General features: G+C 74.6%; 19 protein-coding genes. 5 read left to right on the top strand and 14 right to left on the bottom strand.

Annotated features, from left to right (window positions below; all coding sequences use genetic code 11):
- The first annotated feature begins 303 nt into the window (after window positions 1–303).
- Window positions 304–1101, top strand: coding sequence for a hypothetical protein (locus ACZ5WK_RS35170; RefSeq protein WP_465553762.1), 798 nt, complete (start codon window positions 304–306; stop codon window positions 1099–1101).
- A 280-nt stretch (window positions 1102–1381) separates the two neighbouring features.
- On the opposite strand, the gene ACZ5WK_RS35165 is transcribed toward ACZ5WK_RS35170, so the two are convergent.
- Window positions 1382–2221, bottom strand: a complete 840-nt coding sequence (locus tag ACZ5WK_RS35165; RefSeq protein WP_465553760.1) for an SDR family oxidoreductase — start codon at window positions 2219–2221, stop codon at window positions 1382–1384.
- 91 nt (window positions 2222–2312) lie between these two features.
- Between ACZ5WK_RS35165 and ACZ5WK_RS35160 the strand changes: the two genes are divergently transcribed.
- Window positions 2313–2684: a winged helix-turn-helix transcriptional regulator gene (locus tag ACZ5WK_RS35160; RefSeq protein WP_465553758.1), complete on the top strand. Its 372-nt coding sequence runs from the start codon at window positions 2313–2315 to the stop codon at window positions 2682–2684.
- A 313-nt stretch (window positions 2685–2997) separates the two neighbouring features.
- The gene (locus ACZ5WK_RS35155; protein ID WP_465553756.1) at window positions 2998–3234 is read left to right on the top strand and encodes a hypothetical protein; all 237 of its coding nucleotides are present in this window, start codon (window positions 2998–3000) and stop codon (window positions 3232–3234) included.
- 19 nt (window positions 3235–3253) lie between these two features.
- On the opposite strand, the gene ACZ5WK_RS35150 is transcribed toward ACZ5WK_RS35155, so the two are convergent.
- Entirely contained in the window at window positions 3254–3496 is a 243-nt protein-coding gene (locus tag ACZ5WK_RS35150) for a hypothetical protein (protein ID WP_465553754.1), read from the bottom strand.
- A 106-nt stretch (window positions 3497–3602) separates the two neighbouring features.
- Here ACZ5WK_RS35150 and ACZ5WK_RS35145 point away from each other — a divergent pair, with 106 nt between their 5' ends.
- Entirely contained in the window at window positions 3603–3734 is a 132-nt protein-coding gene (locus tag ACZ5WK_RS35145; protein ID WP_465553752.1) for a hypothetical protein, read from the top strand.
- A 498-nt stretch (window positions 3735–4232) separates the two neighbouring features.
- Window positions 4233–4577, top strand: coding sequence for a helix-turn-helix domain-containing protein (locus tag ACZ5WK_RS35140; RefSeq protein WP_465553750.1), 345 nt, complete (start codon window positions 4233–4235; stop codon window positions 4575–4577).
- Window positions 4578–4643: 66 nt separating this feature from the next.
- Here the strand turns inward: ACZ5WK_RS35140 and ACZ5WK_RS35135 are convergent, their stop codons facing one another.
- The 12 genes from ACZ5WK_RS35135 to ACZ5WK_RS35080 all read right to left on the bottom strand — a co-directional run bounded on the left by ACZ5WK_RS35135 (window position 4644) and on the right by ACZ5WK_RS35080 (window position 25162).
- Complete coding sequence (locus tag ACZ5WK_RS35135; protein WP_465553748.1) at window positions 4644–5393, bottom strand: hypothetical protein; 750 nt, start codon at window positions 5391–5393, stop codon at window positions 4644–4646.
- 156 nt (window positions 5394–5549) lie between these two features.
- A complete protein-coding gene (locus tag ACZ5WK_RS35130) occupies window positions 5550–6659 on the bottom strand; it encodes an NAD(P)/FAD-dependent oxidoreductase (RefSeq protein WP_465553746.1) in 1110 nt (369 codons plus the stop codon).
- Window positions 6656–8041 carry a metallopeptidase TldD-related protein gene (locus tag ACZ5WK_RS35125; protein ID WP_465553744.1) on the bottom strand — a complete coding sequence of 462 codons (1386 nt, stop codon included), beginning with the start codon at window positions 8039–8041 and terminating at the stop codon, window positions 6656–6658. The genes ACZ5WK_RS35130 and ACZ5WK_RS35125 overlap by 4 nt, the downstream gene beginning before the upstream one ends.
- Window positions 8038–9339 (bottom strand): TldD/PmbA family protein, encoded by a 1302-nt coding sequence (locus ACZ5WK_RS35120; protein ID WP_465553742.1) that lies wholly within the window; start codon window positions 9337–9339, stop codon window positions 8038–8040. The genes ACZ5WK_RS35125 and ACZ5WK_RS35120 overlap by 4 nt, the downstream gene beginning before the upstream one ends.
- Entirely contained in the window at window positions 9336–9914 is a 579-nt protein-coding gene (locus tag ACZ5WK_RS35115; protein ID WP_465553740.1) for an NADPH-dependent FMN reductase, read from the bottom strand. Before ACZ5WK_RS35115 ends, ACZ5WK_RS35120 begins: the two co-directional genes overlap by 4 nt.
- Entirely contained in the window at window positions 9911–12268 is a 2358-nt protein-coding gene (locus ACZ5WK_RS35110) for a hypothetical protein (protein WP_465553738.1), read from the bottom strand. The genes ACZ5WK_RS35115 and ACZ5WK_RS35110 overlap by 4 nt, the downstream gene beginning before the upstream one ends.
- Complete coding sequence (locus ACZ5WK_RS35105; protein WP_465553736.1) at window positions 12256–14652, bottom strand: hypothetical protein; 2397 nt, start codon at window positions 14650–14652, stop codon at window positions 12256–12258. Before ACZ5WK_RS35105 ends, ACZ5WK_RS35110 begins: the two co-directional genes overlap by 13 nt.
- Complete coding sequence (locus tag ACZ5WK_RS35100) at window positions 14649–16706, bottom strand: hypothetical protein (protein WP_465553734.1); 2058 nt, start codon at window positions 16704–16706, stop codon at window positions 14649–14651. The genes ACZ5WK_RS35105 and ACZ5WK_RS35100 overlap by 4 nt, the downstream gene beginning before the upstream one ends.
- Complete coding sequence (locus ACZ5WK_RS35095) at window positions 16703–19099, bottom strand: hypothetical protein (protein ID WP_465553732.1); 2397 nt, start codon at window positions 19097–19099, stop codon at window positions 16703–16705. Before ACZ5WK_RS35095 ends, ACZ5WK_RS35100 begins: the two co-directional genes overlap by 4 nt.
- Window positions 19096–21411: a hypothetical protein gene (locus ACZ5WK_RS35090; protein ID WP_465553730.1), complete on the bottom strand. Its 2316-nt coding sequence runs from the start codon at window positions 21409–21411 to the stop codon at window positions 19096–19098. The genes ACZ5WK_RS35095 and ACZ5WK_RS35090 overlap by 4 nt, the downstream gene beginning before the upstream one ends.
- The gene (locus tag ACZ5WK_RS35085) at window positions 21408–22865 is read right to left on the bottom strand and encodes a hypothetical protein (RefSeq protein ID WP_465553728.1); all 1458 of its coding nucleotides are present in this window, start codon (window positions 22863–22865) and stop codon (window positions 21408–21410) included. Before ACZ5WK_RS35085 ends, ACZ5WK_RS35090 begins: the two co-directional genes overlap by 4 nt.
- On the bottom strand, window positions 22862–25162 hold the full coding sequence (locus ACZ5WK_RS35080; RefSeq protein WP_465553726.1) for a lantibiotic dehydratase: 2301 nt from the start codon (window positions 25160–25162) through the stop codon (window positions 22862–22864). The genes ACZ5WK_RS35085 and ACZ5WK_RS35080 overlap by 4 nt, the downstream gene beginning before the upstream one ends.
- Window positions 25163–25166: the final 4 nt, after the last annotated feature.

Here is a 25166-nt window from a genome sequence, read left to right as displayed (position 1 = left end):
TAGCCCCCGGACCCGACCAAGATCATCACCCCTCCGCCCTGGAAACGGACCGTTCCGCCCCGGAGACCGGCGAGCTCGGTCGCCTGGCAACTGCGCGGTCGAGCGCCTCGACAGCGAGCGGCCGACGATCGGCGGTGAGGATCGGAAGAGCTGTCGTCGGGGCCGCCGTAGCCTGTGCTGATCGGTCCACCGCCGGGGCCTGTTGCCGCGGTGACAGCGGCGGCCACGGTCTCTGCTCCCTCTATCGAGGCACACCTCTCGACCTCGCATGGTGGCCGGCGTCGCTCCTGGGATCATGACCGCATGCGCGAGGAATCGAATTCGTTGTCAGACCTGTGGCCGCTCGCGCCGTCGGGTGCGACCGACTGGTTGCTGGAGCTGTGCGGCGATGGTGTGACAGGCTTCATGCCGCCTGCGATGCCTGACTCGGCCTGGGTGCTCAACGCCATGTACGAGCACGAACAGGGGCCGGCCGACCTGTCGTACCACGACTACCGCCAGGCGGGTCTGGCAGACGGCAGCCTCCAGCCCAACACCTTTGCGGGCATCGACCTCGACGTGGGCATCGCCACGGGAGGCGGCCTGGGCCGCGCCGAGCACCCCGGCCGCGGCTGGCGACGGCTGCGCTGGGCGGAGCTGGCCGGCCGCACCGGCGACCCCGTTGTGCCCGATGGGCTGTTGCCCTCCTGTCGGTGCTTTCCCTCGGTCAAGAAGGAGGGCAGCTGGCCGCTCGGCATCGTCCCGCCCACCGAAGGGAGCCTGGACCGTGAGACCTGGAACCGGCTGATCGCCGTCCTCACCGGGCACAGCCCCGCAGGTCCCGACAGTCCATGCCTGGCCTACTACAACCCCCTGACGCTCGCGGCCACCGAGTTCGACAACCTCCATGTGCGTGCGGGTCGCCTCGGCGATGCCGAGATTCTGTACGACAACCCCGAGGCCGGCTTCAGCCCCTCCAACCTCTGGGCCGAGGACCTCTCATGGGTCCTGTGCACCGACTACGACCTGTGGGCCACCAAGGTCGCCGGACCCCCAGCCCTCATCGAAGCGCTGCTGGACGACACCGAGATCGAGGCGGTACGACTGCCTTGGGCGCCCTGACAACCGGCCACCCCGCCCGTGAAGCGCGGCAACTCCTCGGTAAGCCCGGACAGGTGGGACGTCCGAGCGGGTGATCGTCCGGATCTCAAGAGGAGCAGGGACATCGCGACCTGCACCACTCGCCAGGTAAGCCCGCCCGGACGGCGGAGGGGCTGGGAGCAACGGTCAAAGGTTGTGGGTGGGCGTCGTGCGAGCCTGCTCGGCGACCTCCTTCCAGGACCGATCCACAGGTCCTGATCACTGCTCGCAAGCCGATCAGTTCCAGCGACGCTGACCTGGTTCAGCGGAACGCGGCGATATTGCGGGCGGCCCAGTCGGCGAACGGGCGCGGGGCGCGGCCGAGGATCCGCTGGACCTCCGGGCTGACGCGCAGTTCGGCCGGGTTCGGGGAACCGAGGATGGTCAGGGTGTCCTCGGCGAGCTCGGCCGGCATGCTCTGGGCCATGGCGGCCTTGGCCTCGTCGCGGGTGAGGTCATGGAACCGCACCGGCGAGCCCAGCGCGGCGGCGATGGCCTCCGCCTGCCGGCGCGGTGTGATCACCTCCGGACCGGTCAGCTCGTACACGCCGCCGGCGTGCCGGTCATCCAGCAGGCAGGCCGCCGCGACCTCGGCGATGTCCGCCGGGTCGATGATGGGCACCCCGACGTCGCCGAAGGGCGCGGCGACGACCCGCTGCGCGCGGACGGACTCGGCCCACCACAGGGCGTTGGAGGCGAAGCCGCCCGGCCGCAGGACGGCCCACTCCAGGCCGGATTCCCGCAGCACGTCCTCCAGCGCGCGCATCGCGATCCGCGTTGCGCCGAAGGGCCTGGTCGCCACGCCCTGCGTGGAGAGCAGGACGACCCGGCGGACCCCACTGGCCTCGGCTGCGCCGATGATGTCGGCCGGGCTGGCTCCGGCGGCGTGCATGTCGCCGGACAGCAGCAGGAACAGCGCTTTCGCTCCGGCCAGCGCGGGCTCAAGGCCGGCCGGCTCGGCCAGGTCGGCCGCCACGTGGCGGACGCCGTCCGGCACTGCCGCCGCGTGCCGTGAAACCGCCGTCACCTGCCGGCCCGCCTCGGCCAACGCCCGCGTCAACGGCCGGCCCACATTCCCGGTAGCCCCGGTCACCACGATCATGATCAGCTCCCTGTCACATGTGTTCTGTGGCCTTCACGTTAGGAGCCGGGCTTACTCTTGGTAAGGACATACCTTTGGGTAAGCTCATCACATGGTGGTAGGCGTGCAGCACACACGGGCCGAGGCGGAGCAGCGGTATGAGGTGTTTCACACCGACTGCCCCGCGCGAGATGTGGTCGACCATGTGACCAGCAGGTGGGGCATCTGGGTGTTGATCTCTTTGCGGAGCCACGACCTCCGGTTCTACGAGCTGCGAGAGAGCATCCAGGGCATCAGCGAGAAGATGCTCGCCCAGACCCTGCGCGCGTTGGTCCAGGACGGCCTGGTCTGGCGGGAGGTCGAGCCGACGACCCCGCCTCAGGTCACCTACGGGCTGACCGAGTTCGGTCGGGACGTCGGCGAGCCGCTGGAGGATCTGTTCGACCGGATTACACGGCGGCTGTCGCCGCGCGACGCGGGATAGCGTGGTTGCAGCCGACTGGAGAAGCGCACCAACGTGACCGAGCACCCCACGACCCGAGGTGCGGACTGTTCCTGCTGACGCGTGGCGACCGGAGCGATCCTCAGCCGACTCGGCAGTCCGGTCGGACCGGCAGCCCTTCCACGGTCCTGGGTGCGTTCTCCGAGGGCGCGTCGGCGGGCGAACTCCTGTGGCCCCTTGACCCGTGTCGGAGGAGACCGGGTGACGCCACCCGTTCGGTCCGATGGCAAGGCGAGCCGGCTTGGGTAGGTATGGCCTGTTCGTGCCACCACGACCGAGGAAAGTTGGGCACACCATGGAGAAGGACCAGCTGGCTCACCTGGAGCAGCGCATTCACCACCTCATTACGGTGACCAAGTCCGTGACCAACGACGGTCACGAGGAGCTGCTCAAGATCATCCACCGGCCGGGCTGGACGACGCCGGCCGAGATGGCTCTCGTGACCAACGCCGTTGATCACCTGATCAAGCAGACAGAAGCCCTGAACGAGGCCCGCATGGGGCTCATCGAGGGGGCTCGCTCCATCGGCTGAAGGCCGATCCGCGAGTCGCTCACCATGGGTGCCGGCCGGACCTGCCGCTGCTGGTCGGGGCGTGGGCTCCTCGGCCCGGCCCCCGCAGCCGGCCGCGCGTCTTCTCGATGCCGCCGCCCGGGGTGTGCAGCCGGCACCGCTGCTTCGCGGTGGCGATGCGGAACTGGAACAGGGAGGCGAGCACCGGCCAGGTGGTCTCCACCTCCCGGTGCTCGCCGTCCGGCTCCGCGCCCGGCCTCGCCCTGTTCCTGTCCGTCGTCATGGCTGCGGGCCGCGGTGAGCGGGCGACGGCGGCGCCGCCCTCGCCCCCGCCCGCTCACCGTCCCACCCCCGGCAGCGCGTCGACCGGGTCGCCCACCAGCAGCTCCGTGTCCTGGAATCCCCGGACGGCTGAGCGTGTCGGCTTCCAGCGCGAGGGCCTGCTCCGCAGTTGGCAGCGGGTGGGCGAGGAGCGTCGGGACATGATCACGTATTCGATGCTGGGGATCGACCTGTTGTGATCGGCCGCCGGCTGACTTCGGCGGCGTAGTTGGTCCAGTCGCCGGCGGAGAAGCGCTGCCAGGTGACGGCGACGTCGGTGTGGATGCCCAGGGTGCGGGCGAGGATCGTGGCGGGGATCTCGGTGGCGAGCCGGAAGAGCGCGGTGCTGCGGGCCTGGTCGGAGCGGATCCCGAGCCGGTTCAGTCGCTGGGTGAGTTGGCAGGTGTTGACCGGGCGTCCGGGCTGGCCGCCGGGGAAGAGCCGAGGGGATGGCGTCAGGGCGCCGATTGTCGTGTGTCCCTTGCGGTTCGCGGCGACGGTGTGGGGGCCATTGCGGCGACGGGTTCGGGCAGCTGAATGGGGCGCACGGCCGAGGTGGAGTCGTACTTCCGCGGTATCGATGACGATGTCCTGGACGGTCAGCCGGCTGATCCTGGCCGGTCCTTGGGGGTAGAGGAGGAGAAGCCGGCCGGCGAGGCGGTCCTCGGGCTTGAGGCCGTCGTCGTGCAGGAGTTGGCGTGCGAAGTCCCAGCGTGCTGGTCGTCCGGATCGCCCGGGACACCACGCCGCACCTGGTCACGGTACTGACCTGGCGGCGCCGGTTCGCCGAAGGCGCCCTGCCGGCCCTGGACGACCGCAATCGCAGCGGGCATCCTGCCTGCCTCACCCCCGTGCAGGTCGCCGAGGCCAAAGCACCGGTCTGCCGGTTACCCGCCGAGACCGGCGCACCGTTGGCGCCGCTGGCTGCGCGAGGACGCAATCAAGCCCTGGAAATACCTTCTTCCTTCCATCGTGCAGCTGTGTCCGTGCTCGCCGCGGGTGGCGCCTGGTGGTGGCGCCGCAAGCGCACCGGCGCCCGCTGACGGTCCGCAGCCGCAGTACCCGGTCCTCGTGGTGCGAGGGCCGGGCACCGCGTCGTCAGTGGCAGGTCAGTCGACGTAGAGGGTGAGTTCGACGGTGTGCAGTTGCCCTGCGGTCTGGAACTGGAGGAAGACCCGCCAGCCGCCCGGCTCGGCGAGCAGGGCCTGGAAGGTCAGGGCGGGCCCGCCGTGGTCACCGTTCACCGGGTTCGCCGGGTGGAGGTGGGCGAGTGCCTGGTCGCCTTCGTGGAAGGCGCTGAGGTGGGCGTAGCTGTCCAGGTAGGGCTGGAGATCGGTGACCGGTCGGCCGTCCTGACTGATCGTGGCAACCGATTGGTGCGCACCGGCCATCGGCCGGGCGCGCAGGGTGACGGTGTAGCCGTCGACGGTGGTGCTGTCGCTCGGCGCGGGCAGGGGCACCGGGGCCGCCTTGCCGGGCACTGTCACGGTGCGGCTGAGGACGAGCTCCGTGGCGCGGGCGCCGGTGTTCGGGATGAAGTCGGCGTACACCCGCCAGGTGCCGGGGGTCAGGGCGGCGAGATCGGCGGTCCAGGTGCCGTCGTCGGCCATGTCCGGGTGCAGGTGCTGGAAGCCGGTGAGGTCGGTTCGGATCGCGTAGAAGTGGAGCTTCCTGGTCTGGTGGACGGCGAAGTCGGTGACGGGGGAGCCGTCGGGGCCCGTGACGGTGAACCGGAAGGCCGTCGGTCGCCCGGCCGGCACGCCGCAGGTCGCGGCGTTCAGCCGGTAGCCGTCCTGCTCGGCGGCGAGGCCACGGGCGAGACCCTGGGAGGTGCCCGCCCGGTGGGTCATCCCGGGCATCCCCGGCATGCTCGCCCCTCTGCAACACCGTGCAGGACGTCGCCGCCCTGGTGTCCGCCCTCCGGGGGATCCAGGCGGCCTCGGCGCAGCAGGCCGGGGCACCGCCGGACGGATGGGCGGGCACCGGCGAGGTTCCCCGCCCGTCCAGTGGCGGGCTCAGGTCCCGGTCGGGGGCGGGCTCAGGTCCCGGTCGGGGGCGAATTCGGCCGGCACGGCGGCGTCGTGGCCGTCGAGACGGTCCGCCAGCAGCAGGCCGGTGTGGTGACCGGTGAGAATGCCCTGCCCGCCGTGGGCGGTTCCGACGAACACGCGGGTCGTCGACGGGTACGCCCCGAGGACGAGCCGGCCGTCGTGGGTGGCCGACCGCAGCCCGGCCCAGGAGCGGACCGGCCGGGCTCGGGCGAGCAGCGGGAAGTCCCGTACCAGCCGTGACAGCAGGAAGGCGACACCGGCGGCGGTGACATGGTCGGCGAACCCGGCGTGCTCCTCCGTGGCGCCCGTGCACAGGGCCCCGGCACGCCACGGACACAGATAGGTCCGCCCGGAGATGATGTGATCGATCCGAATGTCCGGGTCCCGCAACTCGACCATCTGACCGCGCAACGGGTGGACGGCCAGGCTCGGCAGGCCCGGAAGGCTTCCCGACCACGCGCCGGCCGCCACCACCAGCCGGTCCGCGGCCGCAGCGCCGTGGGAGGTGGTGACGTGCACGGCGTCCGGGCCTTCCCGCACCGCCAGGACCCGCTCCCCGAAGGAGACGGTGGCACCCGCCCGGCGGGCTGCGGCGGCCAGGCTGTCCAGGTACAGCGCGGTGTCGACCACATAGCCGGCCTCCGTGCGGAAGGCGCCGACGAAGGGGCCGCGTCGGAAGACCGGCTCCAGCTCGCAGAGGCCGTCCCGGTCCACCCACTGTCCGAGGGCGGACGGATCCGACCGGGTGGTGTGCAGCAGCTGCTCGCGCTCCTCGTCGTCGCGGACCGGCCGGATGACGCCCCGGCCCCGCCGGATGGCCGGCGCGTCCGGGGCGAACGCCTCGACGTCCGCGTCGAGGACCTTGCGGGCGACGTTGACGAAGTCGTGCATGACCGAGTCCGCGAACAGCCGCAGGGAGGGGATCGCCACGCCCGCGGCCGCCCTGGAGCCGGCTCCGCCCTCGTGGCCGGCGTCCACCACGTGCACCCGGGCGCCGCGCAGCCCGAGCTCCAGGGCGGTTGACAAGCCGACGACACCCGCGCCGACGACCAGGACGTCGTAGGCGGCGCTCACGGCAACTCCTTGAAGTGGAGACTCGGGGTGGACGCGCCGTCGGCGAGGGGCAGGATCTCGGCATCCGCGCCCGTCCCGCGCAGCAGACGCAGGTACTTCAGCAGGTCGCAGTGGAACTCGAAGGGCGCGATCCGGTGTGTCCGCCGGCCGCCGCGGACCGCCCATCCCGCCACGATCATCTCGATGCGGCCTGCGCGCGGCATGGTGACGAGGTTCTCCAGCCGGCAGTCGAGGTCGATGTAGTCGTCGGGCATGAACCCGCGGCCGGCGGCGACGCGCAGGGCGATCGGCCTGGGCATCGGCTGGGCCCCGACGCCCATCCGGATCCCGCGGCCGTTGGGCGCGTGGCCCAGCCGCCGGGCGGTGTCCCAGGAGTGCAGGAATCCCACGAGCCTTCCCTCGTCGACCAGTTGAACGGGTCGGGCCGGCTGCCCCTCGTCGTCGAAGGTCATCGGCGGGCCGTCCGGGTGGGCGTCCGGGACGTCGTCCACGTGGAGGCAGGACGGGAACAGCCTGCGGCCGACCGCCTGTTCGAGCCCCGGTGTCGACAGGGCCGTGGTGCCGGAGAGGAGCCAGCTCAGGCCTGCCACCAGCGGGGCGGCGACCTGCGGGCGCAGCACCACGGGCAGTCCGGGGGGCGGCGGGGCCGCGGGGCAGTCCAGGGCGTCCGGGTTGCCCAAAGCATCCAGGGCGTCCGGGTCGTCCAGGGCGTCCAGGGCGTCCAGGGCGGCGGTGATCCGGCGGACGAGGGCGTCGATGCCCGGGTCCGCCGTGATCTGCTGCGCCTCGGCCGCTTCCAGAAGGGCGCCGTGCCGAGTCTCGCAGCGCACCAGCACCCGGGTCTGCTCGTGGTAGTGCGAGCGCCGCAGCCCCGAGCCGGTGGCGGTCGAGGTGATCCACTGGTACTGCTGGGCCAGCACCACTTGGACGTCGGCGCCGACCGCTCGCAGGCGGGCGGCCGTCTCGTGGACGAGCCGTTCCGAGGCCGCGGTGTCCAGCGGATCGGGCTGGACGCGCGGGGCGTCGTCGGTCGTCGGCTCGGGTGTGGGCCGTGCGGCGGCCCGGTGGGGGCTCGCGGTGTGCGCCGCCTCCCGGACGAGCAGGTCGACGTCGTCGGTGCCGGACACCGTACGGCTGGCGGCGCCGAAGCCGTCGCCGTGCCAGAGCCGGCAGGCGGCGCCGAACGCGCCGCCCGCGGCGGCGGTGGTGCGCCCGGTGGCCGGGACCAGTTGGGCCACGGCCTCGCGGGCGTCGTGGATCCACAGCTCGACCTCGTCGGCGTGCGGGACGCCGTGGACGGCGGCGCAGGCTTCGTCGACGGCCTGCCAGGAGAGCGGGTAGGAGGGCGTGGAACGCTCGTGTGGTGCCGGGGTCGTCGTCACCCTGAGCTCCTCGTCTTCCGGGACAGGCTGTAGGTGTCGAGTCCGTCGATCCGGACGGTCGGTTGCTCGAAGCCGACAATCAGCGGTCCCTGGTCGAGCTTTCCGCAGCCGCCGCCACCCACGAAGGTGCGGGAGTCGGAGCCGATCGCGGTGATGTCGCGCAGCGCGGACAGGCCGTCCCCGTCGAGTACGACGTCGCTCAGCCGCCCGACGGCCTCGCCGTCGCGCAGCAGCAGGCCCTCGAGGGCGAGGAAGCTGAACGCGCCGGTGCCCTGGTGCACGTGACGGACCCGCATGCGCTCGACATGGACGGCTTCACCGGGCAGGCGCAGCACCTCGTCGGGGGTGAAGGGGCCGTCGAGCGCGCGGGTGTGCGCCTGCCGGGGAACGGCCGGATACAGGTAGGACATCCGGCGCCCGTGGCCGTTGGGCCGTGCGCCGGCCTGGGCCGCGCTGGCGGCGCTGTGCGGTGTGCCGCCGACGGTGCCGTGGTCGATCAGGGGTACGGCGACGGCCGGGTTGCCCTCGTCGTCGACGCGGTAGCCGAAGACGGCGTTCGGGGCGCCCGGGTCGTCCAGGACGGTCACCCATTCCGGGCAGACCGCCGTGCCGCGCAGGCGTCCCAGGTAGGAGGTGCCGCTCTCGACGACGTCGGCCTCCAGGGGGTGGCCGCAGATCTCGTGGAAGAACAGGGCGCAGCCACCGGGGGCGAGCAGGACCGGTCGGCGGCGGGGGTCGAGGCCGACGGCGGGCAGGCGGGTGGCGTCGGCCAGGGCCCGGTCCAGCTCGTCGAGCAGCCGGGTGGCCAGGTCGTCGAGCCCGTCCTGCGCGGCCACGGCGGAGTCCCTGCGCACCGTGACCGGGCCGTGTGGGCCGGTGTGGGTGGCCTGGAGGTTGACGGTGCGAAAGGCCCGGTGGTCGGCGGTGAGGTCGCCGTCCGGTCCGGCGATCACCTGCTGGTCGTGGTCGCGCAGGCTGATGACCAGCCGGTGGAACCGTGCCTGGGTCGCGATCTTGCGCAGCCGGTCGGCCAGGTCGTGCAGGCGGTACTCGGCGGTGTACGCGACGGGCCAGGGCTCGGCCAGCGGTCGGACCGCGGCGGCCACCTCGCGGGGCAGCACGGGGGCGGCTCCGGTGGGGGCCGGCAGTGCCCGGTACTGCCAGTCCTCGCGGCCGGGTGCCGGGCTGCCGGTGCCGGAGAAGCCGAGCCCCCGGTAGCGTCCGCGGTTGAGTTCCCGGCCGTCACCGGTGTCCAGGAGGTGGAGGGTTTCGCGCCGTTCGGCGAAGAAGGTGCTCATGCCGGTACGCCGGGCTCGTCGAGGCCGAGCCGGGCGTGGGCGGCCAGTTCTCGGACCATCCGGCTGATCCGTTCGGCGAGGAGCGCGTCGGTGAAGGTGCCGTCCTCCCCGAGGAAGCCGGGGCCGGTGACGATGGCGGTGGGGACGGTGGTGGCGCGCAGGGCGCGGCAGAAGTGGTCCATCGCGCTGATCGCGTGTGCGCCGCCGACCGGGGTGCCGACGGCCATCAGTGCGGCCGCCTTTCCGGTCAGCCACGGCCGCTCGTCGTCGCTCAGGGCCTGGAGGTAGTCGACGGCGTTCTTGAGGGCCCCGGAGATCGTGCCGTGGTAGACGGGCGAGGAGAGGATCAGCACGTCCGCCTGCCGGGCCTTGGCGAGGAGTTCCGCCACCACCGGCGGGGGGTCGAGGAGCAGCGACTCCCGGAAGACCGGGAGGTCCTTGGCGGCCAGCGGGTACAGCTGGGGCCTCATTCCGAGGCTTCGGGAGGTGATCAGCGCCTTGCGCAGGAGGGCTTCGGCCCAGGAGCCCTTGCGGGTGCTCCCGCCCAGGCCGAGCACTGTGAGCTGTCGGGTCATCGTTCCACCGTTCCGGGCTCGTCCGTCGTCTGGTCGGTTCGGCGCCGGCGCCGTGCCGAGAATCGGATCTCGCACAGGTGCCGGCCGTGTTCGCTGCGCTGCCAGGCGCCCTCGGGGGTGGGCAGCATCTCGGTGACGCGCACCGGCCGGTCCTTGGCCTCCGCGAGCAGGAGTTCCACCAGGTGGGGGCTGGCCAGGTCGACGTGCACGGGTTTGCGCTCCCCCTGGACCGCGGCGAACAGGCGCCGGGGGACGCCGAGGGCGCGGAGGGTGTCCACCGTGTGGCGGTACCGCCCGGCCGGGCGGGCGCCGTCGGGTGGCTGGAGCGCGCCGGGCTCCAGCTGCCATGCCGCGCGCTGGACCACCACGTCGCCGATGGTGATGCGCGGGGTCAGGGCGCCGAGGGAGACGCGGGGCAGCGCGCAGCCGGGCGGGCCGAGGGGGCTCTGGGTGGCGGCTTCGGCGTCGCCGAGCAGGGGCATCAGGCTTTGCCCGGTGGATCGTTGGACCATGTCGCCGTCCGGGTGGACGTCGATGTCCTCGGCCTGGAGGCGGCCTTGGCCGGGCGCTGCCGGGCCGCTGAGTTCCAGGGTGCGGGGCAGCAGTTCGAGGTAGCAGAGCTTGCCGAACCGGGCACCGGTCGCCACGTGGACGAGTTCCTCGGGGTGGGTGTCGTGGCCCAGCCACTGCCGGGTGGTCCGGGCGAGTGCCCCGCGGTCGTCGATGAAGCAGCACAGGTTGCCCAACCCCTGGAAGCCCCAGTGGAACTCGCCGACCACGACGGGTGCGCGGCCGCTCTCGACCTCGGCGCGGTCGGTGCTGTCGAAGTGCAGGTCGGGCGCGATCAGCAGGGGGGCTCGGACGTCGTCCAGGTCGGGCAGGATGGCGCGCACGTCGGCGGGGTCGAGCACCACCTCGGTGGACGCGCCGTCCCAGGCTGCCTGGACGAGGCCCTGGAACCGTCGGCCGACGCCGGTCTGCGCGAGCGGCGCGGGGGTGCTCACCGGGATCGTTCGGAGTACCTCGGGCAGGGAGGCGGTGGCCGCCGTCGGGCCGAACTGCTGCCTCCAGGCGTGGGTGAACCGTTCGCGGGCCAGCTGCCAGGCCTCGACACCGGCGGCGGCGGCGAGGTCCAGGACCGGGTCCAGCCGGCCGAACAGGCGGGCGGCGCCGGCCTCGGTGAAGCGGACGCGGAAGCCCGGGTCGTGGTCCTCCTCGTACAGTACGACGCGGTCCGCGTACAGCTGCCCCTTCCCGCGGCGTTCCGTGTCGACGCCGTGTTCGGTCAGCAGGGCCGTGGTGCGGGCCACCGCGGCGGTCTTGCCGTCGGCGTCGGCGTCGGCGAACTCGGCCGCCGTGGTCGTGAGGAGTGCGGCCAGGGCGGTGAGGTCGGTGTCGTCGAGGTCCGTGGCGGCGGTGCGAAGCAGGCGCAGCGCGTCCGGTTCGGAGGTGGGGGCCAGCAGCCGGGTCGCCCAGAGCAGGTTCTTGCGGTGCAGGGTGCGCAGGGTGGCGGGGGCGATCGCGCCGGCCCGTCCGGCGGCGGCCTGCCGGACGGCTCGCAGGACGGGGGAGTCGGCGGGCAGTAGGCCGGCGGCCGGCCCGGTCCGCCATCCGAGGTCGCCGGGGGCCAGGCGGTCCAGGGCGCGGTCGAGCACCGCCTGGACGGCCCAGAAGGCGAGGTGGCCCCGCCGTACGGGCGCGGTGTCGGCCCAGGGGAGGGCCTGGCCGACCTCGGCGTAGGCGATCGGTCCGGCGAACGCGTTGGTCTCGCACTTGGCGGCCAGGCGTTGGAGGAAGGCGGCGGCCTTGCGTTCGTTCTGGTTCGGTGCGGGGCCGGTGGGGGGCCGTTTCAGCAGGGCGGCGACGGTGGTGCCCAGAATCTCGGGGGTGAGCAGGACCAGTGCCTCCCGGAGCCGGGGTGAGCGCAGGGCGGTGTCGATGTGTCGGCGGGCCCGGTCGAGGGTCTGCGGGTACCGCGCGTCGAGGGCGGCGAGGTGGGTGTCGCGGGCCCGGCACCTCGTCGACCACCACCGGGCGAACTCCTCCGGGCTGCGGAAACCGGGCATTCCCGCGGGCAGCAGGGGCGGTTCGGCCGGTGCCCGGCGCCGCTTGACCGCCCGGTAGGCGGTTCTGGCCGCCCGGAGCTGGTCGGCGTCCTCCAGGCGGGGGGCCTCACGGGAGGCTTGCTCGAACGCGTCCGCCACGGCGTCCAGGGCGGACCGGTCGGCACGGGCGGCGTCCACCAGGTCGAGGAGCGCCGGATCGGCCATTGCTGCCAGCAGGTCGGTGGGGAAACCGGTGGGGCGCACCACGGCGAGCGGCAGGATCTCCCAGGAGCGGGTCACGTCGTCCATCCCTCCACGTCGATCAGGCAGGCGACACGGAGCTCGGCGACCTGTGCCTCGCCGTCGGGTCGCCACCACAGCGCGTCCAGGTCGGGCAGGCACTCGGAGATCCGGACGGTGCCCGGCCCCAGGCGTGCCAGGTCGTCGACGGCCACCGGGTCGTCCAGGTCCACGAAGATCGGTTTGGTCTCGGCGGGGTGGCGGACGAAGATCCGCCGAGGGAGTCCGTGAGCGTGGCGGGTCTGCTGCCAGCCGCTCCAGTGGAGGTATCCGGGTTCGGCGCCGTCGGGGCACGGCACGTGCCAGCTCGCCCTCGTCACGACGACGTCGTCGATCAGCACCCGGGGCGAGCCGGTGGGGCCGGCGAGGTCGACGGGGACGACGCAGGGCAGGGACAGCGCTCGGTGCAGGGTGCTCGACAGGTCGCCGGGGTAGAGCCATCGGCGGACGCCGTCGACCTCGATCGCGGTGCCGTCGGCGCTCACGGTCGCGTGGGCCACCGGTGCCACCGTGTCGTGCGGTCGGCCCGAGACCCCGCTGAGTTCGAGTGCGAGGCCGGGCAGTTCGGGGGTGATGTGCATACTGCGGCGTCGGGAGACGACGCCCGCCATGGTGCCGGGGTCGACCAGGCGTGACACGGCGGCGCAGAAGTCCGCGTACAGCCGCTCGGGGTCGGTGTGCACACGGGTGGACGACCCGCCGAGCACCGAGCTGGAGTCGTCGTGCACCTCACCCAGCACCCAGGTCGCCGCGGCCGGTGACGGTCCGACCGCCAGCAGGTCGAGCCCGGGCAGGGCGGCGGACGGCGCCAGGTCCGAGGCCGAGATCCGCGACCAGAACGGTCGGCACGCCTGGGCGACCGCGGCGGACGTCAGCCGGACGGCGCCGTCGGGGCCCGCCGGGGTGCGGTCGACGAGGTCGACCAGCGCACGGCGCAGCTCCTCACGCCGGGTGCTCGCGGTGGACAGGTCGGCGGTCGCGGCGTGGGCCAGCGGCACCCGGCGACCGCCGAACGCGGCGCGCACCGTGTCCCGGGCGTCCATCCGCGCCAGCAGCGCGGCCAGGTAGAGCGGTTCCAGGACGGCGGCGACCACGGCGCTCAGCCGGGCGAGCGTGGGCGCGCCGAGGCGGACGCGCTCGCTGTAGGGGCTGGAGCGCTCCTCGTGCCAGAAGGACCGGTCGGCGTAGTGCTCCCCGCCGCGACGTGCGGTCGCCAGCCCTGCGGCGTCCAGTGCCTCGGCCGCCTCGGCGAGGACGGCCTCCCGCTCCGGCCAGGGGGCCGCGGCCACGCGTTCCAGCCGTCCGAGCAGCGCGCCGGCCGCGCCCGGCTCGGGCAGGGCCTCGACGAGGGCGCGCAGGGCGTGCCGTTCGGTCGAGGCGACCAGCGGGCCCCGGCGCACCGCGGGCCTGATCGTGGTGAGCGCGGTGCGCAGCCGCTCGGCCGACAATCCGGCCGTCCGCGCCGACTCCCGGATCGGCCGCCGACCGTCCAGGGCCTCCCACAGCGCGGCGGCCTGCGGGGTCAGCGGGACGCTCCGGCCGTCCGCGGTGCGCACCAGTGCGCCGTCCTCCACCCGCCACAGCGGATCCCGGCCCACCAGGACGTCCCCGCCCCGGGGGGCGGTGAGCCTCGCCAGCTCCCGGACCAGCCAGGCGCTGGCGTCGACGGCGGTGCGCTCGGCGGTCGGCGGGTCGAGCCGTAGGGCGACGTCGAGGTCCGGGGCGAGCCGGGCGAAGCAGGACGGCCCGAAGAACGAGACGGTCTCGCAGCGGGTCGCGAGCCGGCGCAGGTAGCGGTGGGCGGTCATCAGGTCGTGGCGGCCTCCGGCCCGTAGGGGTCCGGATCCGTGCACGGCACCGCTGGGCCGGAACAGCCGTTCGGCGAATCCGCTGCTGGACTGGCCGATCGCCTGGTGCACCCGGGTCTGCCCGAGCCGGGCGCGGACCTGCCCGAGCACCGCGTCGACGGCCTCCAGGTAGGCCAGCCGGGCGGCGTGGTCGGCGGTGTCCGCCGCGGTGACGGCGGTGGTCCAGTCCTTCGCCCACGTGCCCTGGCCCAGCGCGTCGAGGAGCGCCGTGGTCTCCTCGGGCAGCGGTGCTCCCCGGCCGACCAGCCGGGACGAGCGGACGATGCGGTTGCGGTCCGCCCGGTCCAGCCCGGGGAATCGGTCCTTGAGGGCGGGGAAGACCGTCGTGCGGAAGTCCTCCCGGCAGGCTGCCAGCCGGCGGGCGGCGCGGATGGCGGCGTGTGCCTCGCGCCCAGCCTCGGCCGGGGGCGCCGGCAGCAGGCGTGCGGCGGGGAATCCGCTGCTGCGCAGCTGGAGGTCGGGGTACAGGCGGGCGGTGAGGCGGCCGGGCGGCACCCGTACCCCGACCGCTGGGCGCTCGTTCACGCCTGCCCCCTGACGACGGCGGAGATCCGCAGCTCCGCGCAGAAGCGGTCCCGGCCGCGTTCGAGCCAGAGCCGGTCGGGCCCCGGGTGCATCGGGCTCACCAGCAGCTCCTCTCCCGGCGCGGTCCAGTGCGCCAGCAGGTCCACCAGCAGGGGGTTGCGGAAGTCGACGTAGAACGGCTTCGGCTGGCTCGCGACCCGGACGAACACCCGCTCGGGCAGGCCGTGGGCGGCCCGCCAGCGCCGCGCCTCGACGAACAGGGCGTCCAGTGACCGGCTGAACGCGGGCCGCTCCAGCCGCCACCGCTCGCGCTGGACGACGACACCGCCGACCGACAGGGCCGGCACATGCGGCTGCGAGCGCAGTGTCGGTATCAGCCCGGTGTGCGGGGACAGCGCCAGGTACAGCGGGTTGGACGGGTCGCCGGGCACCAGGGTGCGGGCCTCGCCGTCCGGCAGGACCAGCCAGGGGACGCCGTCCTCCCAGCGCACGCCGACGCGGCCGAAGGCGACCGGGTCGGGCTGTGCGGCGTCCGCGGAGACCTCGATCGACCTGGTGGGGAGTTCGGCGAGGAACGCCTTGCCCTGCGAGCGGGGCGCGACGAACTGCACGAGCCGCCGGGGCAGGTCCTTCGCCTCGGCGAACCACTCGCGCATGCCGCTGTCCGGCCAGAAGTGCTCGAACAGGCCGAAGGTCTGGAGGTTGCTGTGCAGTTCGCCGAGCACCAGCCGGGCGTCGTGGGCCGAGCCGTCGGCTCCGGCGGCGAGCATCAGGTCGGGTGACAGCAACGACAGTTCGGGGTTCGGCCACTGTCGCAGGAGGTCCAGGAGCCGCTCGGGGTCGAGGTCGCCGCCGCCGTGCGGCCAGAGGTCCGCCAGGTGTTCGCGCAGCCGCAGGGCGCCCGGCGGTTCGGCGGTGATGTCGCCGAGGCCGCCGATCCGCCGCATGACGTCCACCAGGCGCGCGGGGCCGTCCCCCGCGCTCTCCAGCAGCGCCGCCGAGGCCCCCAGGAACCGCTGGTAGCCGTAGACCGCGGCAAGCCGGCAGACCGGGCCGAGCCCCTCCCGCAGCCGGTCGAGCAGGCCACCGCCGATGGTGTACTCCCCGGCGGCGCCGCGGCCCTCCTGGTAGAGCACCTCGCGGTCGCTGTAGAACGCGCCGCGGGGCCGGTCCGGCAACCGGCCGACCAGCGCCTCCGCCCGACGGCGTACCTCCCCGGCCAGTACCGGCCGTACCTCGGTGGGCGCCTCGGCGACCTGCCGGGCGAGCGTGTGCAGGTCCGTCAGCCGGGCCGCCCAGACGGCGCCGGGGTCGCCGAGGTCCGTCACCGCGGCGATCAGCGCGGCCAGCGGATCGGTGTCGGCGGCGGGCACGGGCAGAGCGTGGGTGACGAGCCGGGCGCGGCGCAGCCTGGGCAGCGCGTCGCCGCCGGCCGCCGCGGGCAGGAGCGCCAGTTCGGCGGCCTCCGTCGGGCTGATGCGCACCCGGCGGTCGCCGACCAGCAGGTGCTCGCCGTCCAGCCCCACCGCGTCGCTGAGCCGGTAGGGCAGGTGCCGGGCGAGTTCCTCGTCGTGACGGATCGCGGTGGCGAGGAGGTCCACCACCCACCAGCTCACCAGGCCGGCCCGTTCGGCGGGCTCGCCGGTGCGGGCGGGCGGCTGGGTGAGGTCGGGCAGGCCGCCGAAGCGGACGAGGTCCATCGGGCCGTAGCCGTTGGCGGTGTCGTTCTTGGTGGCCAGCCGTTGCAGGAGCGCGACGACGCTGCGAGCGCGCTTGCGTCGACGGCGGGCGGCGCCCTCGGCGAGGGGCAGCACGGCGTTGGCGTGGATGCCGGGGTTGGAGATCGCCGTCGCGTCGCGGACCACCGGGTCGTGGCAGAGGGCGGTGAGCCGGTGGTCGGCGAGGCTGATCGCGGACTGCGCCAGGCGCAGGGCCTCCTCCCCGTCGGCCGTGTCCAGTCGCGCGACCAGCTCGGGGTCGATCAGCCGGTCGACGATCGCGGCGGGGACGCCCGCGCTTCGCAGGATCGCCACCGGGCTCAGTTCGACGGTCATCGCGGCCTCCTCACCAGCACCGACATCCGGATCTCGCTGGTGAAGGCCCCCTGCGAACAGTGCAGGGCGAGTTCGTCGGGGTCGGGGAGCATCTCGCTGACCACGGCGCCGGCGCGGCCGGCGACCAGGTGGGCCACCATGTCGCAGTAGGCGACGGACTCCAGGTCGACGAAGACGGGCTTGGGCTCGCCGTCCGCCTTGACGTAGACGAACCGTGGCAGTGCCAGCCGTTCGCGCAGCCGGTGGGCCGCCACCAGGGCGGCGGTCGGGGTGCGGGCCGTGGACAGCGCGGCCAGCTCCCCGGGCCCCACCCGCCAGACCTCCCGCAGCCACACCATCCCGTCGACGCTCACCCGGGGACGGTGGTGACGCAGTGGTGCGCCGCGCGGGCCCCACAGGGCGAGTCCGCCGAAGGCACGGGCGAGCGGGCTGACGGGGCCGGTCGGCATGAGGGCCAGCCGGGTGCCGTCCGTGGTGTGCAGGGTCATGCCGTCCCGGTCGGCCACCACGTCGTGGAGGCCGAGGACCTGATCGCGCGGCAGGCTGGAGCGCCCCATGCGCTCCAGCGCCAGCCCGGGGTACTCCAGGGTGTACGTCTTCCCGGTGAGGCGGGGTTCGACGACGGTGACCGGGGTGGCGGCGCCGGCGAGTTCGCGGGCCCACACGCCGATGACGTCGCGCAGCGCCGTGCGCTGCTCGGCGGGCAGCGCGCGGGCGAGCCACGACCAGGGCTGGATGCCGTGGTGGATCTCGCCGACCACGATCCGCTCGGTGCCGTCGGCCGTCCTGCGGACCATCAGGTCCGGCGAGCAGACGAAGGGGTCGTCGGGCAGCACGTCGGCGAAGAGGCCGGCCAGGCGGTCGGCGCCCACGTCCACCCTGCTGTGCCCCTCGGGTGCGACGGCGTCCAGCCGCTGCCACAGGGCGTCCGCCGCGGCGCTGCCGTCCCGGTAGTCGGGCTGGGGGTAGTGGTGCAGGGCCTCCAGGAGCTCGTAGAGCCGGACCCTCGCGGGCAGGGCGGCGACGTCCCAGTGGCGGCGCATCCAGTCCTGGGCGTCGCCGCGGACCTGGGCGGCGTACGCGGCGTGCACGCGCAGGACGGTCTCCAGTGGCCGTTCGACCCGGGCGAGGGCCCGGCGGTCGAGTCGCAGTCCGCGCAGGCCGCCCTCGCACTCCTCGTAGACCGCGTGGCGGTCGGCGTAGAGCGAGCCGTTCTCGCGCTGACGCGGGGTGATGCCGTAGCCCTCCAGGAGGGCGTCGACGTCGGCGCAGGCCTCCTTGCGGGCGGGCCAGGGAGAGCGGCGGACGCGGTCGACTGCAGCGGTCACCGTGTCGATGCGGGCGAGCCACCGGGGTGCGGCCTCGGGCGCGGCCTCGGCGGTGGCGTCCACGGCGGCCCGCAGGTCGGCCAGCTCGGCGAGCGAGGTGGAGGGCGGGGCGAGCCGGACGGACAGCAGACCCGCCCGGGTCAGTCGGGCCACCGGGGCGCGCAGCGGCTCGGGCAGGTCCGCGGGGCGGACCCGGCCCGATCGAAGAGCGGCCACCAGGGGCTCGGGCAGTGCGATGTTCCGGCCGGCGGCCCGCAGACCGCGGTGGTGGACGTGGACGAGCGGGTGCGGCTCGAGCAGGACACGTGGCTGCGCCGCCAGGTCCTCACCGATCCGGCGGGCGAGGTCGTCGATGACGTGGCGGGCGAGGAAGGTGTCGCGTTCGCCGTGCCGGGGGGAGGCGGCGTCGAAGGCGAGCAGGGCGGTGCCCGCTCCGTCGGTCACGGCACCGTACTGGAACGGGCCGAAGAACGAGGTGGTCTCGTTCTTGGTGGCCAGCCGCTGCAGGTAGCGCAGCGCCACCCGCCGGGTCGTGGCGGAGCCCGGCCTGCCCAGCGCGTACGCGGCCAGTGCGCCGGCAGCGCCGCGGCTGGAGAACCAGACGGCCTCGGCGGCCACGGGCGTCCGGTGCCAGTCCCGCAGGTACCGGTCGGCACCGGCGAGTTCGGTCTCGCCCGCGCGCACGGTGCACGCGCGCAGTTCGGCCAGTTCGGCGACCAGCGTGTTCCAGCGGGCGATCAGGGCGGTGGCCGTGGGGCCGGCCTTCCCGGCCTCGTCGACGGGAGCCCGGGAGGCGAGCCGACGCCGCAGGCGCCGCCGTTCGGGCCGTTCGATCGGTTCGGTCGCCAGGACGGTCAGCAGCGCCCGTTCGAGCCGTTCGAGCCGCCGTTCGGTGTCGCGCATCCGCGCCACGTCGGCGTGGGCGTCGCCGGCCCCGGGGAGCAGGGCCTCGGCGGCGGGAAATCCCGCACCGCGCAGGACGAACAGGGGAAGGACGCTCATCTCGCCCAGCTCGCACATCGCGCTCGGCGCGGTCAGCTCGCCCGGCTCGCTCATCGCGGTCATCCGGCCGTCACGCTCCTGTTCGTCGTGGCGCCTGTACGGGTCGCCTGCATCCGCAGCTCGCAGGTGTAGCGGCGCCCCTCCTCGTCGCGCAGCCAGAGCGCGTCCGGCCCCGGGGACATCTCCTCGAACTGCACCCGTTCGCCGGCCTCGGTGACATGGGCGAGCAGTTCGGCGCCGAGGGGTGAGCGGGTGTCGAGGAGGTAGGGCTTGCGGCGGCGCTCCGACCGGATGTAGACGAAGCGCGGCATGCCGCGGGCGGCGGCCAGCCGGCGTAGGGACAGGTAGCGGGCCGCCGGGTCGAGGCCGGCGACGTCGGGCATCGCGACGAACCACCGGGCCCGCTGGTAGACGGCGTTTCCGAGGGTGACGGCGGCCGTCCGCTCCACGGCGGGCGGCTCGATCCTGGCGTGCACCAGCTGCGGGGCCGACAGCGCGGCGAGCGGCGGGTAGGCGGCCAGGTCGGCGAGCGGAAGGTAGAGCAGGCGCTCGTGCCCGGCGGGGTCCACCAGGACGATCCGCCCGTCCGCCCGGTGGACGTGGTAGTCGCCGGCGCGGGCCAACCGGGCGTCGCGGGCGTCGTCCGCGCGCAGCGGCCGCAGGGCGACGCGGTCCCCGGGGAACACGTAGAAGCCCTTGTTGCGCCGGCTGACGTCGAGGCCGACCAGGCCCTGCGGGGTGCCGCTCTCGGCCACCCACCGCGCGGCGGCCGCGCCGAAGGCGTCCGGGTCGGGGTGGGCGACCGACAGCCAGCTCTCCAGCAGCAGATGGTGGTGCACCCGGGCGATGACGACATCGAAACGACCGGCGTCCAGCGCCGCGGTGTCGGCCGCCGCCAGGCAGATGTCGGGCAGCGCGTAGGCCGGGCCGGGCGCGGCCGGGGCGACGAGCTCGCGGCGGCGCACCGGATCGCCGAGGTCGGCGGGGTCGACGGCCAGCGCGGCGTTCGGGTCGAAGGCGCTGCCCGGGTCCGCCGCGGGCCGCATCGCCTCGCCGTACGCGTCGAAGGTCAGCCGGTCGTGCTCGGGCCAGCGCCCGAGCAGGTGCTCCTGGTGACGGCGGCGCACCAGCGCGCCGTAGTCGGCGCAGAAGTCCAGGGCCTCCTGGACGGCGTCGGTGAGGCGGGCGGTCGGGCCGGCGCCGAGTGCGAGGGCGAACGGCGAGGACGCCTCCTCGTAGACCACGAACCGGTCGGTGTAGAGGCCGCCGTCACGGCGCGCCGCCTGGCCGGTGACGGCGGTGAAGGTCTGCTCCAGCCGGTAGAACACCTCCGTCCGCTGCGGGAACGGGGCCGCCGCCAGGTCGTCCCGCAGGGCGGCCAGCGCGGCGAACCCGTCCTGCCACCGGGCGGCGTCCGGGTCGGCTCCCCCGAGGCCGGCGACCGCGTCCCGCAGCCGGTCGAAGGCGTCCTGCCGATCCCCGGGGTAGCTCGGCCCGAGCTCGACCGTGTTGCTCGCCAGCATGTCCCTGAGCAGCCGCATCACCTGCGCCACCCCGACGCCGAGCTCGGCGGCGAGCCGCCCGACCGGCACGGAGCCGTCGCGCAACAGCAGCCGGGCGAGCCGGTTGGGGAGGTCGGGGAGGTCGCCACCGGCTCCGGTGCCCAGCCGGGCTCGCAGTCGGTCCGGGTCGACCACGGACACCGGGAGCAGGGGCAGCACGCCGCGGTCCCGTCGGACGGCGCGGACCAGGGCGGCGACCGCCCACTGCGCGAAGAACACCAGGCGCCGTACCGGTACGTCACGGCGCAGCGTGCAGCCGGTTTCGTGCTTCTCGTCGACGGTGCCGTAGGCGAGCGGTCCGAAGAAGCTCGTCGTCTCGTTCTTCCCGCACAGCCGCTGGAGGTAGGTGTACACCTGTCGTTGCAGGCGGCGCTGCGCGGCGTTCGTACCGCGCTCGGACGCGGTGGCGTAGCGGCGCCACATGTTCTCCCACATGTCCGGGTTGGACACGAACACCGCTTCCTGGACCAGCGGTTCGCAGGCCGCGGTGTGCAGGCGGGCCTCGATCCGGGTGTAGCCGTCCCAGTACGCCGGCCGGTAGCGGTCCACCGCCTCGGACCACTCGCCGAGGGCGCGCCGGAGTCGGCCGTCGGGTGCGGCCGGCGGCCCGGCGAGGGTGTGCAGCGCGGTCTCCACCGCCCGGACGCGGGCCGGGGGTTGGCCGTCGAGTGCGTCGCGCACCGCCGTCTCGGCGGCGGCCAGCCGGATGGCGGCCTGCTCCAGCCCGGGGTCGTCGCCGAGGTCCTCGATCCAGTCGAACGGCATGCCGGTGTGGCGCAGGACGAACTCGCGTCCCAGCTCCCAGGTGCTCACGAGGCGTTCACCTTCCACGTGCCGGTCGTGGCCGGTCCGGTGCCGCGGAGGGCGGCGACGGAGGACAGCAGCGCGCGCGTCCGCTCCAGCGCGCGGCCCTCGGGCAGCACGTCGGTCAGGGGTTGCCCGCAGCGCAGTGCCGCCAGGCGTCCTCCCAGGCGGGGATCGAGGGTGCGGGTGCGGCGGGTCCGCAGGTCCACCAGCAGGGTGCGGCCGTCGAGGTCGACCACCGTGACGCCCGGGGCGAGGCACGCCGCGGCCGGTTCGCCGCCGTTCGCCGCGGCCAGGTACGCCCCGGCCAGTCGGCCCGCCACCGGGGGGTGGCGCTCGGCGAGGACGGCGGCGATCCCGGGCAGGGCCCGCTCGACGGGCAGGGCGTCGAATTCGGGGGCGCGCAGCAGGTCCAGCCCCGGCCGGGCCGGTCGAAGTCGCACCGGCCGGCCGGCCCAGCTCGCCGTGTCGCCGCGGACGGCCGAGCGGTCGAGGTGGAAGGGCCGGCATCCGACGACCCGCCAGGGCAGGTCCTCCCGGGCCAGCCAGGCGGCGGTCGTGGCCAGTTGCTCCTGGGTCGCGCCGGGAGCCCCGAGCCACAGCTCGACGAGGACGGCGCTCCCCGCGCCGGCGAGGGCGTGGACGGCCGCCCGCAGGCGCTCGGTGCCGAGGGTGACGCCGTCGGCCGTGCGGACCAGGTCGTCGCCGGCCTCCACCAGGGCGATGATCGCGACGGCGCAGCCCGCCGGCGCGGAGGCGGGCGCGGTGGCCGACAGGGCTGCGAGTTCGGCCCCGCTGAGCGTGTCCGCCCAGGGCCGGCGGGCCCGCCGGGTGAGCCAGGCCGGTCCGTCCTCGTCGACCGTGGCGAACGCTCCGGTGGCCACCAGGTGGCTGCCGGCCGGCAGGTGCGGCTCCAGTGCCCGCCAGTGTCGCCGGGCGAACGCGCCGTCCAGTGCCAGCGGCTTCCCGCTGTCCGCGGCGAGCGCGAATAGCGCGGGGAGCTGCTGGTCGCGGTCGATCAGCAGGACGGCCGGCCCCTCGTCGAGCAGTCGCCGGGCCTCCCGGAGTTCGGGCGCGAACGGGAGGCCGGACTGTGCGGCCCGGGCGATGTCCGCGCCCGACTCCGTGGTGCCGGCGGCCAGTTCGAGGTCGTCCAGGCGCAGTGAGACCGGCCAGCGGGCATGGGCGCCGGCCAGCGTGAGCACCAGGTCGAGGGCGAGGAGTCGGCTGACCGGGCCGTGGTCCTGGGTCAGGAAGCGTTCGGCGGCCTCGAACAGGGCCAGCTCGCCGAGCTGCTCACCGCCCCCGTCCGCAGCCGAGCGCAGTGCCTCCCGTACCGGTGCCCGCTCCGCGGGCGCGGTCAATCGCTCGACGGCGGCCCGTTGGAGTTCGACGGCCCGGTGGCCGGGCGCCTGGTGGCGGAGCGTGGGGTCGCTGTGGGGAAGGACGATCAGGTGGGTCATGAGGCCGTGGTCCTTCCCGGTGTCTCTGGCACGCGAGCGGGGCGGGCGAAGACGCACCGCAGTTCCGCGGTGTACCGTCCGGACGCCTCCGACAGCCACAACTCGTCCGGTCCCGGCAGCATCTCGCTGATCCGGACCACGGCGTCCGGGGCAGTGTGGGCTGCCACCTTGCGGCAGGCCCGGGCCAGTGCCCGGGTCAGCGCCGGGCTTGCGGCGTCGACGAACAGGGGTTTGCGTACGCCCGGCAGGTGGACGAAAGCCTGTTCCGGGAGACCGTGGTCGACCCACAGGCGTCGGGCCGCGAGTACGGCCGCGGCCGTGGCCGACGGGCCGAGGGCCGCCACGGCGGACAGCGGTACCGTCCAGCTCTCCCGTTGGATCACCGCCGCCCCCCAGCGCAGCCGCGGTGTGTGGGGGCCGAGGGCGATGCGCGGCGCGCGCAGCCTCGGCGGGGCGAACGCCGTCTGCACGAGGGTGTCCAACTCGCCGTTGTGCAGGGCCACCTCGCCGCCGAGGGGGGTGCTTTGAAGCCGCACGCGGGTGCCGTCGGAGACCACCACGAGGTCGCGCAGGTCGGCCAGCCAGGGGCTGCCCTGCCCCGAGGTGCCGCCCAGTTCGACCACGGGGCCCGGGAGTTCGAGAGGCGGGATGCCGGTCTGTCGCTTGGCGAGCACGCTGACCGCGGGCACCGCCCCGAAGGCTCCGGCGACCGCGGCATCCCTGGCCGTACGGACGCGTTCGGCGTCCGGGTGGAACTGGAGGGCCCAGTCCGTCAGCAGGACGGTGTCGTGGACGTCGCCGAGCAGCACCTCGTACCGCCCGGCCTGCCACGCGGCCGTGTCCGCCGCGGCGATCAGCAGGTCGACGGAGCATACCGCCCCGGACTGTTCGAGCGGGGTTCGCCGCACCAAGGCGGCGAGGTCGGCGGACGCCGCCAGGTCGACCTCGGCGGCGTCCGGGTCGGCGACCGCCGCGCGGACGGCGGCGGCCACCTCGGTGTCCTCGGGTTGTGGCCAGCCGTCGGCTCTGGCGGCCAGCCTCCACAGCGGTACCTCGCGCTCGCCGAGCCGGGCGGCCAGCGCGTGCCGCGCGAGGTCCCGGCGGCGGTGGGCCAGGGCGGCCAGGAAGTCCAGAGCGGGAAACACCCGGTGTCGGAGCTCCCGGACCACCGAGCCCCCCAGCCGCAGCTGCACCGTCCCCGCGCACTCCTCGCGCAGCGGAAGCCGGTCGGTGTAGAAGGCGCCGGTTCGACCGCTTCCCCCGGCCGCGTCGGGGGCCGTCCGGAGCACCCGGTCGAGGAACAGCCGGTGCCGGCGCGCCTTGCCGTCGGCGTCGTCGGCGCAGAACCCGTCGCGGAGTTCGACGAGGGCGGCGACCTCGGCGGCCAGCGGGCCCGTGCCCGGCAGCCCCGCGAGGCGGTGCACCAGGAAGGCCAGCGGGTCCGGGGTGGTGGCGGGCGGGTCGATCTGGTGGCCGACCAGCCCGGCCCGCACCAGCGTGCGCGCCGCCTCGGCGGCCTGGGCCGGCGTCAGGGACAGCCGGTCGGCCAGCGCGCCCAGGGTGTGCCGGGCGTCCACGAGTGCGAGCAGCCGGGCCGGGAGGGCCTGCGGGTCGCCGCTCCACCGGGCGACGCCCGGGTTGCGGAGCCGCAGGACCAGCCAGGGGCTGACCGGCTCGGCGAAGGCGATCGCCTCGGCCAGCGCGGCGACCACCCACGAGCCGGTGTGCGCGCGGCGGGCCCGCAGGGTGCCCGGCCCTCGGGAGGAGAGGGCGATCGCGTCCGGGTCGCGCTCGTCGAGGGTCGCGTAGTTGATCGGGCCGAAGAAGCTCAGCGTCTCGTTCTTGGTGCAGACGCGTTGGATGAAGGTGGCGAGCTGGTGGGTGAGCTGCGCGGTGTGGCCGCGGCGCTCCAGGTCGGCGAGGATCCTCGGGTTGGACACCGCGAGCGCCTCCCGCAGGCGGTCGTCGCGTGCCAGCTCGGCGACGGTGGCGGCGGCCGCCTCCTCCTTGGCCACCACCTCGTCCAGGGCGCGGCGGGCCGCACGCAGCCTGGTGACGGTGTCCACCCAGTGCGGGTCGGCGCGCTCGTCCGGCCCCAGCCGGACGGTGCCGGCGGCGACGACGGCGCGCAGGTGGGCGAGCCGTGACTCCTCCCAACCCGCCCGGACCGCCAGGGACAGCAGTTCGCGTTCTGCGTCGGCCACGGCGGCTGCGGCGCTCGCGGCGGCGGGCAGCCGTAGCCGCTCGACGAGTTCGTAGGGGAAGCCGGTCGAGCGCAGGACCGCGTCGGACACCATCGAC

The organism is Kitasatospora sp. NPDC032757, assembly GCF_055579305.1.
This window is presented reverse-complemented; position numbering and strand designations above follow the sequence as displayed.

Bases quoted from the DNA above. Each gene is read 5' to 3' on its own strand.
- ACZ5WK_RS35095 (WP_465553732.1), bottom strand. From the start codon at position 19,099: ATGACCGCGATGAGCGAGCCGGGCGAGCTGACCGCGCCGAGCGCGATG.
- ACZ5WK_RS35170 (WP_465553762.1), top strand. From the start codon at position 304: ATGCGCGAGGAATCGAATTCGTTGTCAGACCTGTGGCCGCTCGCGCCG.
- ACZ5WK_RS35100 (WP_465553734.1), bottom strand. From the start codon at position 16,706: ATGACCGTCGAACTGAGCCCGGTGGCGATCCTGCGAAGCGCGGGCGTC.
- ACZ5WK_RS35165 (WP_465553760.1), bottom strand. From the start codon at position 2,221: ATGATCGTGGTGACCGGGGCTACCGGGAATGTGGGCCGGCCGTTGACG.
- ACZ5WK_RS35120 (WP_465553742.1), bottom strand. From the start codon at position 9,339: ATGAGCACCTTCTTCGCCGAACGGCGCGAAACCCTCCACCTCCTGGAC.
- ACZ5WK_RS35110 (WP_465553738.1), bottom strand. From the start codon at position 12,268: ATGGACGACGTGACCCGCTCCTGGGAGATCCTGCCGCTCGCCGTGGTG.
- ACZ5WK_RS35160 (WP_465553758.1), top strand. From the start codon at position 2,313: ATGGTGGTAGGCGTGCAGCACACACGGGCCGAGGCGGAGCAGCGGTAT.
- ACZ5WK_RS35135 (WP_465553748.1), bottom strand. From the start codon at position 5,393: ATGCCCGGGATGACCCACCGGGCGGGCACCTCCCAGGGTCTCGCCCGT.
- ACZ5WK_RS35150 (WP_465553754.1), bottom strand. From the start codon at position 3,496: ATGACGACGGACAGGAACAGGGCGAGGCCGGGCGCGGAGCCGGACGGC.
- ACZ5WK_RS35115 (WP_465553740.1), bottom strand. From the start codon at position 9,914: ATGACCCGACAGCTCACAGTGCTCGGCCTGGGCGGGAGCACCCGCAAG.
- ACZ5WK_RS35085 (WP_465553728.1), bottom strand. From the start codon at position 22,865: ATGACCCACCTGATCGTCCTTCCCCACAGCGACCCCACGCTCCGCCAC.
- ACZ5WK_RS35155 (WP_465553756.1), top strand. From the start codon at position 2,998: ATGGAGAAGGACCAGCTGGCTCACCTGGAGCAGCGCATTCACCACCTC.
- ACZ5WK_RS35080 (WP_465553726.1), bottom strand. From the start codon at position 25,162: ATGGTGTCCGACGCGGTCCTGCGCTCGACCGGCTTCCCCTACGAACTC.